This is a genomic window from Sphingopyxis sp. Root154 (assembly GCF_001427105.1).
GTDB lineage: Bacteria > Pseudomonadota > Alphaproteobacteria > Sphingomonadales > Sphingomonadaceae > Sphingopyxis.
Map to the genome: position 1 here is coordinate 915,302 of NZ_LMGI01000001.1, position 15,580 is coordinate 930,881.

Below are 15,580 nucleotides of genomic sequence, written 5' to 3' on the forward strand. Positions count from 1 at the left end.
CGTTCGCATCTTCCGCAGCAAGGAGATGTGCCATGATAGATTTCACCGGCCGGGTTGCTTTGATAACCGGAGCGGGGCGAGGTTTGGGTTTCGCTTATGCCCAAGCGCTTGCGGCGCGAGGTGCCATTGTCATCGTGCAAGACAGCGGCACAAAGGACGATGGAACGGGCGATGATCGCCTGGTAGCAGAAGGTGCCGCGAGACGGATTGGGGCGGACGACGCGCGCGCCATTGCGTCATCGGACCCTATCGCGACGCGCGAGGAGTGCGCGGCCTTAATTGGGCGGATCCTCGCCGATCATGGACGGCTCGATATCCTGATCCACAACGCTGGCTGGGTCGGATACCAGCCAATCGAGGAACTGAAGCCCGACTACCTCGACCGCATGATGCGATTGAGCGTCGACACGTCGTTGTGGCTGGCGCAGGCGGCGTGGCCCGCGATGCGCAAGGCCCGTTTCGGGCGTATTCTGCTGACGACGTCGGACCGCGCCATCTATCCTGAATATGCGCAGGAGGGTCTGGCCGCCTATGCCGCCGCGAAGATGGCGACGATCGGCATCGTCAATACGCTAGCGCTCGAAGGTGAAAAGCACGGCATCTTGGTCAACGCGATTTCACCGGTCGCCAAGACAAGGATGTGGGGCATCGAGGACGAACCTGACGATCTGATGCCCAACGCGGTGGCCCCCGGAGCGCTTTATCTCGTCTCGCCCGACTGCAACAAAAGCGGCTGGGTGCTCCGGGCGGCGGGTGGCCAGTTCGTGGCAACCAAAGCGCGCGAGGCGACGGATGTTTCCTATCCTCACGACCTAGCCGCAGTGAATGCCGCCACTCCCGAAGCGGTCGCCAATACGTGGTCACGGATAGCTGTCGATCAGCCCGAATTGCGCACGCGGAGTCCGAAACGCGTGAGCGCGGCATTCGAGGCGATGGCGGTCCTCGGCGAGTGCCCATTGTGGAGCGAACGGCGCCAACGCCTGTTGTGGGTCGACACAGAGGGGCGGACGCTCAACCACTTCGATCCGACAACGGGCCGTAACCGCGCGATCGGGGTGCCAGACCTGATCGGTATGGTTGCCGAGCGCGCCGACGGGGTGCTGATAATAGCTTTGGGCTGCGATCTCGCGACGATCGACGACGATGGTAAAGTCGAACCTTTCGCGACGGCGCCACATGATGGGGACAATTTCCGGCTGAATGACGGTCGCTTCGACGAGCAAGGACGTCTCTGGGTCGGCCTGATGCACAAGGCGATCGGCAAGGACACCGGGCTTCTCTATCGCTATGATCCCGACGGAAGCTGGCATGTGATGGATCGTGGCTTCACGCTGATTAATGGCTTGGACTGGAGCCCGGATCGCCGGACGCTCTACGTTACCGACAGCCGCGTACCGGTCATTTATGCCTATGACTTCGATGCGACGAACGGCACGGTCGGGACTCGCCGATCCTTTGCGAGCTTCGGCGGTGATGACGGTTTCCCTGACGGCCTGCTTGTCACATCAGACGGCAGTATGTGGAGCACGCTGTTTAACTGCGGCGCGATCCAGAAAGTCGAAGCCGACGGCCGCTTTTCACACCGGATCGATCTACCTGTCTCACGACCCACCAGCTGCGCGCTTGGACCCGAGGGAACTCTCTTTGTCACCACGGCGCGACTTGGCCTCGACGTTGAGGCGCTCCTCCACGAGCCCCTTGCGGGCGCGCTGCTGACCGTCGTTGGCGTCGGTGAGCCGGCCGAATGATAGGAGGCGATCGATACATTCATTTTCGGGCGCTCTGAACAAATCGCATCACAACACGCAGCCAAAAAATCAGTCGAGGGATAGCCCCCCTGCTGGGGTCACCCTGGCGGCCCGGCGCGCAGGGAGGATGCTGGCGAGGAGTCCGGTCAGGGCGGCGATGAGGAAAACGACGCCAAGCGCTGGCCAGGGGACTTGCATGGTCGCCTCGCCGAGAGCCCGCTTCACGAACGTCTCATAGCCAACCCAGGCGAACCCGACGCCGATGGCGGTGCCGAGCAAGGTCGCCATGATAGATAACAGCAGCGCCTCGAAAGCCAGCATTCGCCGCAATTGCCTGCGAGTGAGTCCGAGCGCGCGCAGCAGCGCGTGTTCGCGGGCGCGTTCGAGAACGGAGAGCCCGAGGGTGTTCGCAATTCCGATCAGGGCGATCACCACGGAGATGCCGAGCAGGCCGAGCGCCGACCAGGTGAGGATGTCCAGCTGCCGGTTCCCCACGGCGCGGGCTTGCAAACGATCTTCGAACACGGCGCCGGAAGCATCCGCCAGCCCGTCCAGGTCATCGACGAGTTCGAGCCAATTGGCGCCCGGAGCTGCGCGGACCCAGATAACATGCGGTTGGGACGTGTCGGTGAGCTGCGCGAAGGTCTCGGGCGCGACCATGGCGGCCTTGCCCCAACCGCCCAGGAGGATGGCCCGCAGTCTGACTTGACGATCGCCGACACGCACCGTCACCCTGTCTCCGGGTTTGATATTCAGTTCCTTGTGAGGGGAGCGAAAAGCATCATGGTCTAGTCTGATCGTCCCCGGCTCTATCTGGTGGGCGAACGCCCCGCCATCGCGGGCCACCTGCGCCGCCTCCCGCGTTGTCAGGACGGGGATTGGTGCGTCCCAACCCGTGATCCGGGCCAAGGTGCCATCCACGGCGATGGCCCTTTCCACACCGGGCGTGCGACGTACATCGTCTAGAAGGTCGGCGGTGACCGGCTTGTTGAGGAGGGTAAGCGAGGCATCGATGGGGATTCGCGTGTCCCGGTGTTTGTCCATCGCCATGCGCCATGTGGCCATCCCGGTGAGCATCGCGGTCGCCAGGGTGACGCCGACCAGCAGCGCGGCCATAGTGGCCGCGGTCCGGCGCGGATTGCGCGCCGCATTTTCGGCTGCCATGCGGCCATATCGACCCAGCGGCGCGCCGAGGGCGCGGACAAGGGCGGGAACGAACGCCGGCCCAAGCAGCAGAACCCCGGCGAACATCGCTGCGCCGCCGCTCACCATGAGCACCGTGCTGCCCTGGATCATCGCCATCCCGAGCTGGACTGGCCCGGTGACCAGGAGGAAAGCGCTCAGCGCCAGCTGCACCCGGCCGGCGGTTTGGTGCACGTCAACCGTGGTCTCCGGGCGCAGCGCCGCCAGCGGGCTCACCCGGACCACGCGCCGGGTCGGCAACCAGGATGCGGCCATCGTGACCATCAATCCGACAGCCAACCCGCCCAGCAACCAGAGCGTAGGCATCGTAGGAGGCCCCATCGGGGTACGAGGCGCGAGGGCGTTGATCAGCGGGATCAGGCCGTAGCCGAGTCCGACGCCGACCAGTGTCCCGGCCAGCGACGCGAGTAGCCCGACGGCGGCCGCCTCGCGGCGCACCGAACCCATGACCTGCCGCCGGGTCGCGCCCACGCAACGGAGCAGGGCAAAGTCACGCAGGCGTTGCGCGAACAGGATGGAGAAGGTGTTGGCGACAACCAGCACCGAAACGAAGAGCGCAACGCTGGCGAAAAGCAGCAGCATCAATGCGAAGGCGTCCGTGCCGTTATTGAGGCGCGCCAGGCTCTCGGTGACATATTCCGCCGCCGGATGCACCGCCATGCCTTCCGGGAGCCGACCGACGTCCCCTCGCACCGCCACGCTGCCGATATGGAAAGTGGCGTGGTCTCGCCACTGCAAATATTGCGGCCAGCTGACGTACATGGATGCCTGAGTCCAGGTTGTGGGGGACTCGACGAAGCCGACAATTTCCAGGTCGGTCGCGGTCGCCCGTTCGCCGACGCGAATGCGGTCTCCTATCGCGATGTCCTGGGCTTTCGCGTCCCACACATGCATCACCGCTTCGCCCATGCGTGCGGGGAAACGGCCCGAAACGAGCTTCTGCCAGCGCATCTCGGTCGCGGTGGCAATCGGGCCCACGGTCGTCTCGCCCCGCATGTCGCCGGAACCTAGCGGCGCCCCGCCTTCGTCGTGCGCGGGCAACGCGACGCGGCCAAGCCCGGATGCGTTCTCGCCGAGCCGCTCGATGAGCTCGATCGCGGCAGATGTGTTCAGCGTTCCGGGGCAGCATGACGGGCCCGGCGATGGGCGGCCCTCGGGCGCGTCGATCACATAGTCGGCACCGCGGTAGGGCGCTCCGTCGCTTTGCATGAGTCCGGCGCGCGCGCCGGATATGAGCACGCCGATCACAACGACGAAGGCGACCGAGACGATCACCGCGATCGCCGCGGCCACGTACCTGCGGCTTGAGGCGCGCAGCGATGCGAAGAAGACGGTTCGCATCAGACGATCCTCCCGTCCTGCATGGAGATCACATCGTCGGCGTATTTCGCGGCGTCCTGATCATGCGTGACCATTACGACCGTCTGGCCGAGCTCGCGCACTGCCCGGCGCAGGTGGTCCAGCACCTCCACCGCCGTAGCGCTATCCAGGTTCCCGGCAGGCTCGTCGGCAAATAGCAGATCGGGTTGCGTCAACAGGGCCCGAGCAATCGCAACACGTTGCTGCTGGCCGCCCGACAGTTCGGCGGGCAGATGAGCGAGCCTGTCTGACACGCCGAGCGCTTCGGCGAGCGACCGCGCGCGCTCCCGCGCCGCATCGTCGATTCCGCGACCAGCGAGCTCAAGCGGGAGAAGGATGTTCTGGCTTGCGGTAAGCATCGGCAGCAGATTGAAGGACTGAAAAACGAAGCCGATGTGTTCGCGGCGGAAGATCGTTAGCGCGTCGTCGTCGAGCGATCCGAGGTCGGTTCCGGCGACGGTGACGGCGCCGCCGCTGCCCTGATCGAGTCCGGCAAGGCAATGCATCAGCGTCGACTTGCCCGATCCGCTCGGCCCCATGATGGCCGTGAACCGGCCTCGCGGGAGGTCGAGGTCGATCCCGCGCAAGGCATGGACCTCGGCTTCACCCCGGCCGAAGGTCTTGGTCAGGTTCCGCGCGCTTGCGGCCGTCGTTGTGTGGATGGCGTTCTGTGTGGCGGCCGACATGGCAGAGCGCGGTAGCGCTGGCGGGCCCGGAGTCATTCGGCTGATCATTGTTGCATCCTTGGATCATGCGTTGGGTCGGGATATTGGGGCGGGCATCCTGCATGAGCAGCTCCTGGACGCAGCTCGTAGTGCCACGGCTCGTTGCGATAGATCTGGCACAGCCCGTATTCAGCGCCGTTCCTCGACAGCCAGGCAATTGCGCTGGGAGGACCAATGTCGACCGCGTCCCCCGAAACATGAGAAGAGGTTTTTACCGTGGCGACCCAGCGGACGGCTGCCTCTTGCGAGCCGTATTTCAGGACCGCCCGGTCGAGCAGCTGTTGCTGGCGCTTCTGCGAACGCCAGCCGCTGTTGATGTAGATGGTGACCCCGCTCCTCGCGGCATCCCTTGCGGCCCGGCCAAGGGCCCGGCGCATATCGGGATCAAGGTTGGCTACGGCCGGCACGCCGCGATCGACGACTGTTATGCCGCGAGCGGCGGAACCTTGAACCCGGCCATCTGCGTCACGATGACCGCCGCGGAGAGGGGGCGGCGGGCCGGGACGACGAGGCCGATGCGCCCGAAGGTCGCCGATTTGCTCGGCCGCCATCGCTGCAATTGCTCGCGGCCGGATATTGCGGGTCGCCGAAGCAAAGGACGCTGAGGACAGATGGTATCCGAGCGCCACGGCGCCCGCAGCGATCCCCACGGCGACGGGGATGGGGATTTTCCGCCGTTGTGGGCGGGTTGCTGTCCGGGTTCGTTCGTAGGTCATGCCGCCAATAAGGCAGCGTTGTTGTTGTCAGCCCGTAGGTGTTTTTCGATATGCTGACGATATGTGCCAGCGCGTAGTATAACGGCGTTATGCGCGTGTTGATCGTCGAGGACGAACCCTATCTGGCCGAAGCCATCCGCGACGGCCTGCGCCATGAAGCGATCGCCGGCGACATCGCCTATGACGGCGACTCCGCTCAGGAGCTGCTGAGCATCAACACCTACGACATTGCCGTCCTCGACCGCGATATTCCCGGCCCTTCGGGCGACGAGATCGCAAAAGGCATTATCGCGTCCGGGAGCGGCATGCCGATCCTGATGCTCACCGCCGCCGACCGGCTGGATGACAAGGCCTCCGGCTTTGAACTGGGCGCCGACGACTACCTCACTAAGCCCTTCGAGCTTCGAGAACTCGTGCTCAGGCTCAGAGCGCTCGACCGCAGGCGCGCGCATAACAGGCCGCCCGTGCGGGAGATCGCGGGCCTGCGCCTCGATCCGTTCCGCCGTGAGGTCTACCGCGAGGGACGATATGTCGCGCTCACCCGGAAACAGTTCGCGGTGCTCGAAATCCTCGTCGCGGCCGAAGGCGGTGTCGTCAGCGCCGAGGCGCTGCTGGAGCAGGCTTGGGACGAGAATGCCGACCCGTTCACCAACGCCGTTCGCATCACCGTGTCGGCCCTGCGCAAACGGCTCGGCGAACCTTGGCTCGTCGCCACGGTGCCCGGCGTCGGCTATCGAATCCACACCGCTCCGGCGGCCGAAAATGAGGGAAGTGCTGGTGCTTAGAAAGCCGGGATTGAGCGTTCGGCTCAAACTTGCCATCAGCTATGTCGGGTTCCTTATGCTGGCGGGCGCCCTGCTGCTCGCTGCTGTGTGGGTATTCCTGCTGCGAGATCGTCCTTTCAGAGCGCTCGTTCCGAACCTCTCCGACTTTCCACGCGTGTTCGACCCAAGCAATTTCGGTCCGATCATCTTCGCCCCCGCGGCAGTCATCGTGCTGGGGTTCATGCTGATGTTCGGCCTTGTGGGAGGATGGATTCTCGCGGGACGCATGCTCGCGCCCCTGACCCGCATCAGCGATGCAACACGCGTGGCCGCAACCGGGTCGCTCTCCCACCGGATCGGGCTGGAAGGCCGTCAAGACGAGTTCCGCGAACTCGCCGACAGCTTTGATGCCATGCTCGCGCGGCTCGAGGCGCAGGCCGCCGAACAGCAGAGGTTCGCGGCCAACGCCTCACACGAGCTGCGCACCCCGCTCGCGATCTCGCAGACCCTTCTCGAGGTCGCTCGCAACGATCCGAACCGCGACGCCGGCGAACTCATCGAGCGCCTCCACGCCGTCAACGTCCGAGCAATCGATCTCACGGAAGCATTGCTCCTTCTAAGCCGCGCCGACCAACGGTCCTTCGCCCGAGAGCAGGTCGACCTGTCCCTCATGGCGGAAGAGGCTATCGAAACGCTCCTCCTTCTCGCTGAAAAGCATGGCGTCTCCATCGAAACCTCTGGCGACATCGCGCCAACCATGGGCTCGCAGGCGCTCTTGCAGCAATTGGCTACGAATCTCCTGCACAACGCGATCGTCCACAACCTGCCTGAACACGGCACCATTTGGGTCACAACAAGCGTTCATCCCGGTAGAGTGACGCTCACCATCGAAAACACGGGCGAGACGCTGACCCGGCAATCGGCTCCCAGGCTTACCGAACCATTTCAGCGCGGCGCCGAACGAATACGCTCCGACCACGCAGGTGTCGGCCTCGGCCTGGCCATCGTCCAAAGCATCACCCAAGCGCATGACGGGACTCTCACCCTGACGCCCCGCGCCGGCGGCGGGCTTCGCGTCACGGTGCAATTACCCGCCGCGTCGCCGCATAGTGGCACGTCACGCGATAGCAATGGGCGGGCCGCTCAGCGCGAAGGCGGCACCTTGGTCGGCAGCGAGACCATAGCGAACGAAGTGTGCGACGCCGCTCGGCTGGAACGCTCGAAGACATGAATACAGGCAACCGGGCGCTCTCGTTTGCGAGGAAGAACAGTCTCTCCGCCATGCTGGAAAGACGGGAGAACTGCGATCTTGCTCGGCGCGATGCACGGAGAGAAGCAGCGCTCGCGAGGAGGTCATCACCGGGCCAGCTGCGCGACTATCAGGCGATTTGCAGCGCAAGGCAACGAGGAGGGAATATGAACGGTATCCAGACGCTGCCGATCGACAGTATTTATAAGTGGGCGCGGCAGCTGGTCGAAGCGAGCGACACGTATCGGCCCGGCAAGCGCCCATTGGGCAAGGTCGGCGTGACCCTTTGGACCATGGCGATGTTGCTCATATATACCGCCGATGCCCCGGCCGCCGCGCAAGAGGCAGGATCGCTGCCATGGAGCGCCGCACCGACGACGAAAATTGTAACCGAAAGCAAAACGTTCCGTAACGGCGATGCGACGCTGGGTGGAACGCTGTATTTGCCCGAGGGCGGGCAGGCATTGGGCGCCATTGTGGTCACGCACACCGCCTCGAAGCCGCTCGCAGACGCGTTGCTCTACCGACACCTGACGCAAATGCTGCCGCCAATCGGAATCGCGGTGCTAACCTACGACCGGCGTGGCAGCGGACAATCGGGCGGAAGCTTGAAGGACAGCGACTATGCGATGCTTGCTGATGACGCGATCGCCGCGGTGCAGATGCTCAAGACCGATCCGCGGATAAATCCCAGGCGGATTGGGATATGGGGGCTGAGCCAGGGCGGCTGGCTGTCGCTGCTGGCGGCGACGCGCAGCTCCGACATAAGCTTCGTTGTCTCGATCGCCGCGCCGGTGGTCGCGCCAGACGTTCAGATGATGTTCCGATCCGAAAGCTACATGCGCATTAACGGCTATTCGGAGGCCGAGATCGACCAGATGCGCGCGATGCGCAAAGCGGTCGACGATTATATGCGGGGAAGCGGCGACCGCGTGGGGGCGCAGTCGCTTGTTGACGCGGCCAAGACGAAGCCGTGGTTCGATCAGCTTTATATGAGCAAGACCGTGGCTGATCGGACAACATCGCGCTGGCGCAAGGAGATCGAGTACGACCCGCTGCCAACGCTCGACAAGGTCCGGGTGCCCGCGTTGATTCTGTTTGGCGCCAACGATCCGGTGGTGCCGGTGGCGACGTCAGTCGCGCGGATCAACGCCCGGTCGCGCCCGGGCATCACCGTACGCGTGATCGCGGGCGCGGACCATCATATGGCAACCTCGATGGATCCTAAAGCGCAGATGGACCCCGCCCGGACGGAGCAAGTACGGCCTGAAGCGCCTGAGTATTTCTCGACACTGGTGAGCTGGATGACCGGGCAAAAAATCTCGCACGCGCCTCGCTCGGCCCGGCGACGGGTCGCAAAGCAGTAACGCTGTCGCCGAAGCCCATCGAGCAGCTGATCTCGATACTTTCCCGGAGCAATCCTGTTGGGCCTTCGCAAACTCAAATGGCATCGCAGCATCGAAGGAGAGCCAATTTGCCCGCATCCTCGACAACCCGTATTGTTGTTGCCGCTCTGGCCGCGTTCGTGCTCAGCGCCACCTATTATGGCGTGGTTGTGGGGACCGTCTGGCATGAGCTTTCGGGGGCTTCAGCCGACGCTTTTGCGCCGTGGCAACCTATTGCCCAGATCATCCGAAACCTGGTCGTCGCATATGCCCTGGACTACATTCTGCTGCGCACATCGGCTGTCGGGGTGTTGGCGTCGCTGCAGATATCGTTCCGGCTCTGGCTTGGCTTTCAGGCCATGGCAATTATTGGGTCGGTCATCCACGAGGGCTATCCGGTCATCCTCTACTGCGTCCATGCCTTTGATGCGCTCATGACGGTGGCCGTCATGACAATCTGCCTCAGGGCCAACCTCAGGAAGCAGGCGACGTAGCGCCACACCGCCTTTCATGACATTTCAACTCGGGAGTTTCCGATCATGACAACGTCACCGCTCGCAAGTTTCCAAGCCACCATCGAGAAGAGCCCCAACAAGGGTGGCTGGACCTACGTTGTCTGGCCGGAATCGGCCAGCTTCTTTGGCACCAAAGGCATGGTGAAGATAAAGGCCACGATCGACGGTTCGCCCATCGCGAGCGCGTTTATGGCCATTGGCGGTGGGAGACATAAGCTGCCGGTAAAGGCAGAACTTCTCAAAGCGCTGAACAAGGGAGTTGGTGATGTTGTGGATGTTAGTCTGCTCGAGCGCATTCATTCCGTCGGCGCCCGACCAGCGGCCCCGAGATATCGGGGTTAGGATTCGCCGCGGAGCCACAGGAGACGGCATCGCACGACATCGCGGAGGCGGCGCGTGGAAGCCGGCACCGCAATTGAGCCGTTCGTTGGCAAACCCGTTGCGCTTCGCGCGGTGCGCAATAATTCCGCTTGAGCCAGCCATAGGAGCCTCGACATCATGACCTTCCCCGCTCGCCCCACCCCGCGTCTCGCCGCTACGATGATCGGGAATATGACGACGGCCGCCCTTCTGGCGACCGGCTGCGTGCCCGTTAAGGCGCAGGAAACATCGGTTGCAGCGCAGGAGGCACCCACGGTCGCAGCGCCGGAGGCGCAGGTCAGGGGACGATCGGTCCTCCATCCACGCGAAGGGTTGACGGTGCGGGTGCCGGCGAATGCCGTCTATCTAGGCGCCGAACGCTTCGCGCTTTACGGCGTGGCCGATTGCGAGATCCATCTGTTCGTCGAGGCGGGTCCCGACCGGCGCGTCCGCCGCCTTTATTGGGTGCATTTCGAATCCTATTTGCCGAGCCGACCCGACTCGCGTTTCACCTATGGGGATATCGACCGGCGAATGAACCTGCTCGGCGCCGTCACCTGGGTGCGCGGCTCGCTGATGGACACCACCCGGCCGCCGCGCCGCGCCGGATCGGACACCGAACGTGTCCGCACAATGATCGCACGCGCCGGCTACACCCTCCCGCCCTATCTGGCGAGCGCGCGCCTTGTCCGTCTGCTCGACGACCCGAAGGGCACGGGCTATGGCCGCCGCGAGCTGATGCTGATCCACGCGGAAGATCTGGCGGAACGGGGCGTCACGCGCGACGAGGCGGTCGGCGACGATCCCGAGAACCGGCTGCGCGAGCCGTTCGCTGCGGAGACGATCGCCCGCGCCGCGGCGGCGTTCCGGGTGAAGGCGCGCTAGGGCGGCTGGTTGTGGCCGCTCGCTATGTCTGTGCGAGCGCTGCAGCTAGCAGGTCGGCCAGGCCGCGCCCGGCGTAGCCATCTTCATCAAGCCTGGGATTGTAGATGGTGATCTCCAGGCCGACCGCCTTGCCGCTCGCCAAGGCCATTCGAAGCGTCGCCCCCAGCTCGTCCCACGACAACCCGCCCGGCACGCGGAAATCGACAGCCGGCATGACGGCATCGTCGAGGCAATCGGCATCGAGATGGATGAAGAAGCCGTCCAGATCCTCTCGCGTCAGATGGCCAACCGCTTCGCGCGCCGCGGCTTCGATACCCATCGCACGCACGGCGGGAAGGTCAATTGCCTTAAGCTCTTTCGGGAGCGGTTGGCTTCCGTACTCGGCCTGGTCCTCGTGATCACGATACGCGAACGCGACAGCGTCTTCGGGACGGACCAGGGGACAAAGACCTTCGATATCGGTCAGGCGCGACGGACCAAAGCCCGTGACAAGGGCAAGGTCCATCGAGGCGCCCTCGCCATTGGGATCCGCCTCGGGCTGGAAAAAATCGGCGTTGCCATCGATGAAGAACAGGCCGTAGCGGCCGCGCCGCCGCAGCGCGAGCATCGAGCCCAGCACGATCGTGCAATCGCCGCCCAGCACGATCGGAAATTCACCCGCGTCCAGCACCGATTCTACTATGTCGGCGAGCTTCGGCGACCACGCCGCAATTGCACTGCTATTCAGGATGCCGGTCTCGGGATCGGGCACAGGGTTCCTCGGAGGTACCGCCAGCCGGGCTGCGCTGCGCGCATGGATGCGCTCCGCAAGGCCGAAATCCAGGAGCTGCCCGGGCAAGCGCTCCACTCCGTCAGTCGCCAGGCCCAGTGTGGAAGGGGCTTCGATAATAGCATAGGAACGCGTCGGCATGCGTGCCTCCTTTGGCGGCCATTTTACGGAGTCGGTCACCGCCTCGATTTGGTGCCCTTCTGATTTCCGGACAAACGCGCCATAACAGTTTGCAACTTATCTCCAGAGCGACGCTCGACTGAACGAATGGCACATTTTAGTCGCCACACGGTCCCCTGGAGGGCTGCCATCGGGCGCAAAGCAGACGCAGAAACGCATCCCCAAATCCAGTGCGCGCTACGTGGTTGCTGTTGAAAGCCACATATGCCGATCCCGCCAATAATCCTCAAGAGATTAAAGGCTCTACCGAATTACCCGAGCCGCGAGCCCTCAGTTGTAAAGGGCTTGTGGTCATATTGTTCTAAGTCCTTGAGAAATGGTGCACCCGGCGGGATTCGAACCCACGGCCCCCAGATTAGGAATCTGATGCTCTATCCTGCTGAGCTACGGGTGCGCCGTCGCTCGTGTAGCGGCGGAGCGCGCAAAGCGTCAATCGCGATGGATCAATTGGTCGCCTCGGGCGGGACGATCGGCACGAGCAGGGGCATCGCCGCGATCCCGTCGTCGTGCAGCGATCGCGCCTCTTCGGGCGAGGCCTGGCCGTGGATCAGGTCTTCGGCCGCGCGTCCTTCGTGCATCGCGCGCGCCGCATCGGCGAACTCGCGCCCTACCCAGCGCGACTGCGGCAGCATTTCGGCCTGCTTCGCGGCAATGTCGGCGAGCAATTTGCGCACCAGGTCGGGTGACGGCTCGCCCGGGCCGGGTTTCGCGGGCGGCGGGGCCAGTGCCTGACGGTTGGACTTGGCACTTACTCGTGGCGCCATCACCGCCTTTTTTACATCGTCATCGCCGCACACGGGACAGTTGATCAACCCGCGCCCCTGCTGGTCGGAGAAGCTCTCGCTGCTCGCGAACCAGGCTTCGAAGCGATGATCGCCCGCGGCGCAGCAAAGGTCGAAAACGATCAAGGTCAGACCAGCCCCAACAGCGGATCGAGCCCGCCGCGTGCATCGAGCGCGGCCAGATCGTCGCTGCCGCCGACATGCTTGCCGTCGATGAAAATCTGCGGAACGGTACGGGCGCCGCCCGCGCGTGCGACCATGGCGTCGAACCCGGCGCGGTCCATCGTCAGGTCGATCTCCTGATATTCGACGCCCTTGCGTTCGAGCAGCGCCTTTGCGCGCGAGCAATAGGGGCAGAAGAACTTCGTAAAAACTTCAATCTTGGCCATGCGGCTATCCTGTCATCCTTCACGCGCCATATCGGAATCCAACGAAGCAAAGTCAAATATGTTGCTTGTCATCAGGGCTTCAGGAACGACGCGCGCCCAGGTGAGCGCCGACACCTGCGCGGCGCCGCTGCGCCCGAGCACCCGCGCGGCCGCGCGCAGCGTCGCGCCGCTGGCATGGACATCGTCGAGCAACACCAGATGCCGCCCCGCCGCGCGCGCCTTGCCATCGCCCGCCAGCGCAAAGGCACCGGCGACGATCCGATCGCGCTCGCGCCGCCCCTTGCCGCGCAGCGATGCGGTCGCCTTGATCCGCAAAAGCAGATGATGATCGCGTGGCGCCCCCGTCAGCCGCGACAGTTCGTCCGCGATCAGCGCCGCCTGATTGAACCCGCGAGACCAGAGCCGCCAGCGGTGCAACGGCACCGGAACCAACAGCATCGCCTCCACGTCTCCCAGCATCGCAAGGTGCCGTGCCATTAGTCGCGCCATCAACCGGGCATGCCCTGTCCGCCGCCCATATTTGAGGCGCAGCGCCACCGTGCGCGCGACGGGGCCATAGGCGACCGCCGCGGGCGCGCCCTCGAACGGCGGCGCGCTCGCCATGCACGCGCCGCACTGGGTCGGCCCGCCGGGCAAGGCGGCGGGCAACGGAATCGAGCAGCGCGAACAGCAAGGTCCGTCGAGAAAATCGAGCGACGACCAGCAGGTCAGGCAGAATTGGCGGTCTTCGCCGACGATGATGCCGCATCCCGGACAGCGCGGAGGCAGCGCATAATCGACGACCGCGCGCACCGCGGCGCGCAAACCGCCCGGCCATGCCCCGGCCGGCGCGCCGTCTTTTTCGACATCCCCCGTCGTCGTCGCCATCACCGGCTTGTGAAGCATCGCCGGGGACGGCACAAGCGGCGGATGTCGCAGCCTCCCCGCCCGCTATTCTCCCCGGCCCGCCACGGCGCCCAGCGCGACCGCATGGCGCGCCTGCCCGCATCGGCCAATTTCCTCGCGCCGCTTATCGCCGAAACCTTGCTCGACCGGCTCGCGATGGTGACGCGCGAATTTTCCCGCACGCTGCTGATCGGCGCGCATGATGCCGCGCTCGCCGATCATCTGCGCGCGACCGGCACCGACCTCACCATCGCCGAGGCGGGGCCGCGCCTTGCCGCGGGAACCGGAGCCATCGCGGTCGAGGCCGACTCCATCGACCTGCCCTTTGCCAGTTTCGATCTCATCGTCTGGCCCGGGGGGCTCGATAGCGTCAACGACGTACCCGGCGCGCTCCTCCGCCTCCGCGCGCTGCTCGCCCCCGATGGCCTGCTGCTCGGCGCCTTCGTCGGCGACGGCAGCCTGCCCCGGCTGCGCCGTGCGGTGATGACCGACGGGGTGCGTTCGATCGCGCGGCTGCATCCGCAGATCGACCTCGCCGCGATGGGCAATTTGCTCCAGCGCGTCGGCTTCACCCTGCCCGTCGTCGATGTCGACGCGCTGACGGTGCGTTATGGCGACTGGTTCGCACTCGTTCGCGACCTGCGCGCCGCCGGCCTGTCGAGCCGGCTCACGCCCGCGCCGCCGCCCCTGACGCGCGAGGAAGCCGCGCGGATTGCCGCCGCGTTCGCGGGACAGGGCGATCCCGACGGCCGAATCGCCGAAAGCTTCCGCATCGTCCATTTCAGCGGCTGGGCGCCGCATCCCGATCAGCCGCAACCCGCACGGCGCGGCAGTGGCACCGCCTCGCTCGCCGAAGCGCTCAAGCCGAAAGATTAGATCAGCGCCTCCAGAAGCCCGATCAGCGGCTTATCGGCAGGCGGCATGTCGAGGCCGTGCAGTTCGACGGGGCGTACCCAGCGCAGCGCGCTGGCGTGCTGCGCCACCGGCGTCCCGCGCCATTTGCGGCAGACGAACAGTAACAGCAGCAGATGCCGGTCGCCGAGCATGTCGCTCGCAAAACAGGCGGGCGCAAGGCACGCATGATCGACATCGATCGCAAGTTCCTCACCCACTTCACGGATCAACGCCTGCTCGGGCGTTTCGCCGGGTTCCAGCTTGCCGCCGGGGAATTCCCACAAGCCCGCCATCGACAGGCCCTCGGGACGCTGCTGGACAAGTAGCCTTCCGTCGCGGTCGACGAGCGCGGCCGCCACGACGATGAGCGAGGTTTCCTGCGGCTTTCCGGGGTCTGGCACGGACAAATTGTTAACCTTCCTGTGTGAATATGGGCACCCTCGGGAACTATAATTTCAGTCAGGGGTGGAACAATGCGAAACTTTTACAGGCTGATGCGGTCGACCAGGGCCGCGACAGCCGTCGAATATGGGCTGATCCTGGCCCTTGTCTTTTTGGCGGCCGTCGTTGCGGTAGGCAATGTCGCCAACTCCACAAACAACATGTGGGGAAGCGTCTCCAAAGCTGCCGAAAACAATATGTAGGACCGCGGCCGCCGTCCCTTTTCGGGGCGGAAGCTCACCGGTTTCGGGCGGGTGCCATTAAGATTTTCAAAACCTATTCGCCCTAAACCCCCGGATGTTGACCCAGACCAGACCGTCAACAGGGTAAG

Annotated in this window: 17 protein-coding genes and 1 tRNA gene; 8 read left to right on the forward strand and 10 right to left on the reverse strand. The window is 64.6% G+C overall.

What is annotated here, in order from left to right; translation table 11 throughout:
* The first annotated feature begins 32 nt into the window (after nucleotides 1–32).
* Nucleotides 33–1,748, forward strand: a complete 1,716-nt coding sequence (locus ASD73_RS22175; RefSeq protein ID WP_082521344.1) for an SDR family NAD(P)-dependent oxidoreductase — start codon at nucleotides 33–35, stop codon at nucleotides 1,746–1,748.
* Between the two features lie 69 nt (nucleotides 1,749–1,817).
* On the opposite strand, the gene ASD73_RS04025 is transcribed toward ASD73_RS22175, so the two are convergent.
* From ASD73_RS04025 to ASD73_RS23405, 4 genes are read right to left on the reverse strand one after another with little or no spacing between them, the layout of a single operon-like run.
* The gene (locus ASD73_RS04025; protein ID WP_056368932.1) at nucleotides 1,818–4,292 is read right to left on the reverse strand and encodes an ABC transporter permease; all 2,475 of its coding nucleotides are present in this window, start codon (nucleotides 4,290–4,292) and stop codon (nucleotides 1,818–1,820) included.
* The gene (locus ASD73_RS04030) at nucleotides 4,292–4,996 is read right to left on the reverse strand and encodes an ABC transporter ATP-binding protein (RefSeq protein ID WP_056368930.1); all 705 of its coding nucleotides are present in this window, start codon (nucleotides 4,994–4,996) and stop codon (nucleotides 4,292–4,294) included. Before ASD73_RS04030 ends, ASD73_RS04025 begins: the two co-directional genes overlap by 1 nt.
* Nucleotides 4,997–5,040: 44 nt before the next feature.
* Nucleotides 5,041–5,442, reverse strand: a complete 402-nt coding sequence (locus ASD73_RS22985) for a M15 family metallopeptidase (protein WP_200934871.1) — start codon at nucleotides 5,440–5,442, stop codon at nucleotides 5,041–5,043.
* Between the two features lie 17 nt (nucleotides 5,443–5,459).
* Entirely contained in the window at nucleotides 5,460–5,594 is a 135-nt protein-coding gene (locus ASD73_RS23405; protein WP_268800050.1) for a hypothetical protein, read from the reverse strand.
* 246 nt (nucleotides 5,595–5,840) lie between these two features.
* Between ASD73_RS23405 and ASD73_RS04035 the strand changes: the two genes are divergently transcribed.
* The 6 genes from ASD73_RS04035 (at nucleotide 5,841) to ASD73_RS04060 (ending at nucleotide 10,909) form a co-directional block, all read left to right on the forward strand.
* Entirely contained in the window at nucleotides 5,841–6,536 is a 696-nt protein-coding gene (locus ASD73_RS04035) for a response regulator transcription factor (RefSeq protein WP_056368928.1), read from the forward strand.
* Nucleotides 6,514–7,746 carry a sensor histidine kinase gene (locus tag ASD73_RS04040; protein WP_327196899.1) on the forward strand — a complete coding sequence of 411 codons (1,233 nt, stop codon included), beginning with the start codon at nucleotides 6,514–6,516 and terminating at the stop codon, nucleotides 7,744–7,746. Before ASD73_RS04035 ends, ASD73_RS04040 begins: the two co-directional genes overlap by 23 nt.
* A gap of 185 nt (nucleotides 7,747–7,931) precedes the next feature.
* Entirely contained in the window at nucleotides 7,932–9,131 is a 1,200-nt protein-coding gene (locus tag ASD73_RS04045; RefSeq protein ID WP_056368926.1) for an alpha/beta hydrolase family protein, read from the forward strand.
* 77 nt (nucleotides 9,132–9,208) lie between these two features.
* Entirely contained in the window at nucleotides 9,209–9,643 is a 435-nt protein-coding gene (locus tag ASD73_RS04050; RefSeq protein WP_056368924.1) for a DUF1761 domain-containing protein, read from the forward strand.
* 45 nt (nucleotides 9,644–9,688) lie between these two features.
* Nucleotides 9,689–10,006 carry a DUF1905 domain-containing protein gene (locus ASD73_RS04055; protein WP_056375939.1) on the forward strand — a complete coding sequence of 106 codons (318 nt, stop codon included), beginning with the start codon at nucleotides 9,689–9,691 and terminating at the stop codon, nucleotides 10,004–10,006.
* A gap of 156 nt (nucleotides 10,007–10,162) precedes the next feature.
* Complete coding sequence (locus ASD73_RS04060) at nucleotides 10,163–10,909, forward strand: hypothetical protein (RefSeq protein ID WP_056375941.1); 747 nt, start codon at nucleotides 10,163–10,165, stop codon at nucleotides 10,907–10,909.
* A 22-nt stretch (nucleotides 10,910–10,931) separates the two neighbouring features.
* Here ASD73_RS04060 and ASD73_RS04065 read toward each other — a convergent pair whose 3' ends face one another.
* The 5 genes from ASD73_RS04065 to ASD73_RS04085 form a co-directional block, all read right to left on the reverse strand.
* Entirely contained in the window at nucleotides 10,932–11,819 is an 888-nt protein-coding gene (locus tag ASD73_RS04065) for an arginase family protein (RefSeq protein ID WP_056368921.1), read from the reverse strand.
* Between the two features lie 356 nt (nucleotides 11,820–12,175).
* Nucleotides 12,176–12,252 (reverse strand) — tRNA-Arg (locus tag ASD73_RS04070).
* A 49-nt stretch (nucleotides 12,253–12,301) separates the two neighbouring features.
* Nucleotides 12,302–12,766, reverse strand: a complete 465-nt coding sequence (locus ASD73_RS04075) for a DUF1178 family protein (RefSeq protein WP_056368918.1) — start codon at nucleotides 12,764–12,766, stop codon at nucleotides 12,302–12,304.
* A gap of 2 nt (nucleotides 12,767–12,768) precedes the next feature.
* Nucleotides 12,769–13,029 carry a glutaredoxin 3 gene (gene grxC / locus ASD73_RS04080; RefSeq protein ID WP_056368916.1) on the reverse strand — a complete coding sequence of 87 codons (261 nt, stop codon included), beginning with the start codon at nucleotides 13,027–13,029 and terminating at the stop codon, nucleotides 12,769–12,771.
* 12 nt (nucleotides 13,030–13,041) lie between these two features.
* Nucleotides 13,042–13,914: a ComF family protein gene (locus ASD73_RS04085; protein WP_235534123.1), complete on the reverse strand. Its 873-nt coding sequence runs from the start codon at nucleotides 13,912–13,914 to the stop codon at nucleotides 13,042–13,044.
* Here ASD73_RS04085 and ASD73_RS04090 point away from each other — a divergent pair.
* A complete protein-coding gene (locus ASD73_RS04090) occupies nucleotides 13,906–14,790 on the forward strand; it encodes a methyltransferase domain-containing protein (RefSeq protein WP_235534125.1) in 885 nt (294 codons plus the stop codon). The two genes, ASD73_RS04085 and ASD73_RS04090, sit on opposite strands and share 9 nt — an antisense overlap.
* On the opposite strand, the gene ASD73_RS04095 is transcribed toward ASD73_RS04090, so the two are convergent.
* Nucleotides 14,787–15,215 carry a (deoxy)nucleoside triphosphate pyrophosphohydrolase gene (locus ASD73_RS04095; protein ID WP_056368913.1) on the reverse strand — a complete coding sequence of 143 codons (429 nt, stop codon included), beginning with the start codon at nucleotides 15,213–15,215 and terminating at the stop codon, nucleotides 14,787–14,789. The genes ASD73_RS04090 and ASD73_RS04095 overlap by 4 nt on opposite strands.
* Nucleotides 15,216–15,580 lie beyond the last annotated feature (365 nt).

Bases quoted from the DNA above. Each gene is read 5' to 3' on its own strand.
- ASD73_RS04040 (WP_327196899.1), top strand. From the start codon at position 6,514: ATGAGGGAAGTGCTGGTGCTTAGAAAGCCGGGATTGAGCGTTCGGCTC.
- ASD73_RS04045 (WP_056368926.1), top strand. From the start codon at position 7,932: ATGAACGGTATCCAGACGCTGCCGATCGACAGTATTTATAAGTGGGCG.
- grxC (WP_056368916.1), bottom strand. From the start codon at position 13,029: ATGGCCAAGATTGAAGTTTTTACGAAGTTCTTCTGCCCCTATTGCTCG.
- ASD73_RS04025 (WP_056368932.1), bottom strand. From the start codon at position 4,292: ATGCGAACCGTCTTCTTCGCATCGCTGCGCGCCTCAAGCCGCAGGTAC.
- ASD73_RS22175 (WP_082521344.1), top strand. From the start codon at position 33: ATGATAGATTTCACCGGCCGGGTTGCTTTGATAACCGGAGCGGGGCGA.
- ASD73_RS04065 (WP_056368921.1), bottom strand. From the start codon at position 11,819: ATGCCGACGCGTTCCTATGCTATTATCGAAGCCCCTTCCACACTGGGC.
- ASD73_RS04030 (WP_056368930.1), bottom strand. From the start codon at position 4,996: ATGTCGGCCGCCACACAGAACGCCATCCACACAACGACGGCCGCAAGC.
- ASD73_RS04060 (WP_056375941.1), top strand. From the start codon at position 10,163: ATGACCTTCCCCGCTCGCCCCACCCCGCGTCTCGCCGCTACGATGATC.
- ASD73_RS04050 (WP_056368924.1), top strand. From the start codon at position 9,209: ATGGCATCGCAGCATCGAAGGAGAGCCAATTTGCCCGCATCCTCGACA.
- ASD73_RS04055 (WP_056375939.1), top strand. From the start codon at position 9,689: ATGACAACGTCACCGCTCGCAAGTTTCCAAGCCACCATCGAGAAGAGC.
- ASD73_RS04085 (WP_235534123.1), bottom strand. From the start codon at position 13,914: ATGCTTCACAAGCCGGTGATGGCGACGACGACGGGGGATGTCGAAAAA.
- ASD73_RS04035 (WP_056368928.1), top strand. From the start codon at position 5,841: ATGCGCGTGTTGATCGTCGAGGACGAACCCTATCTGGCCGAAGCCATC.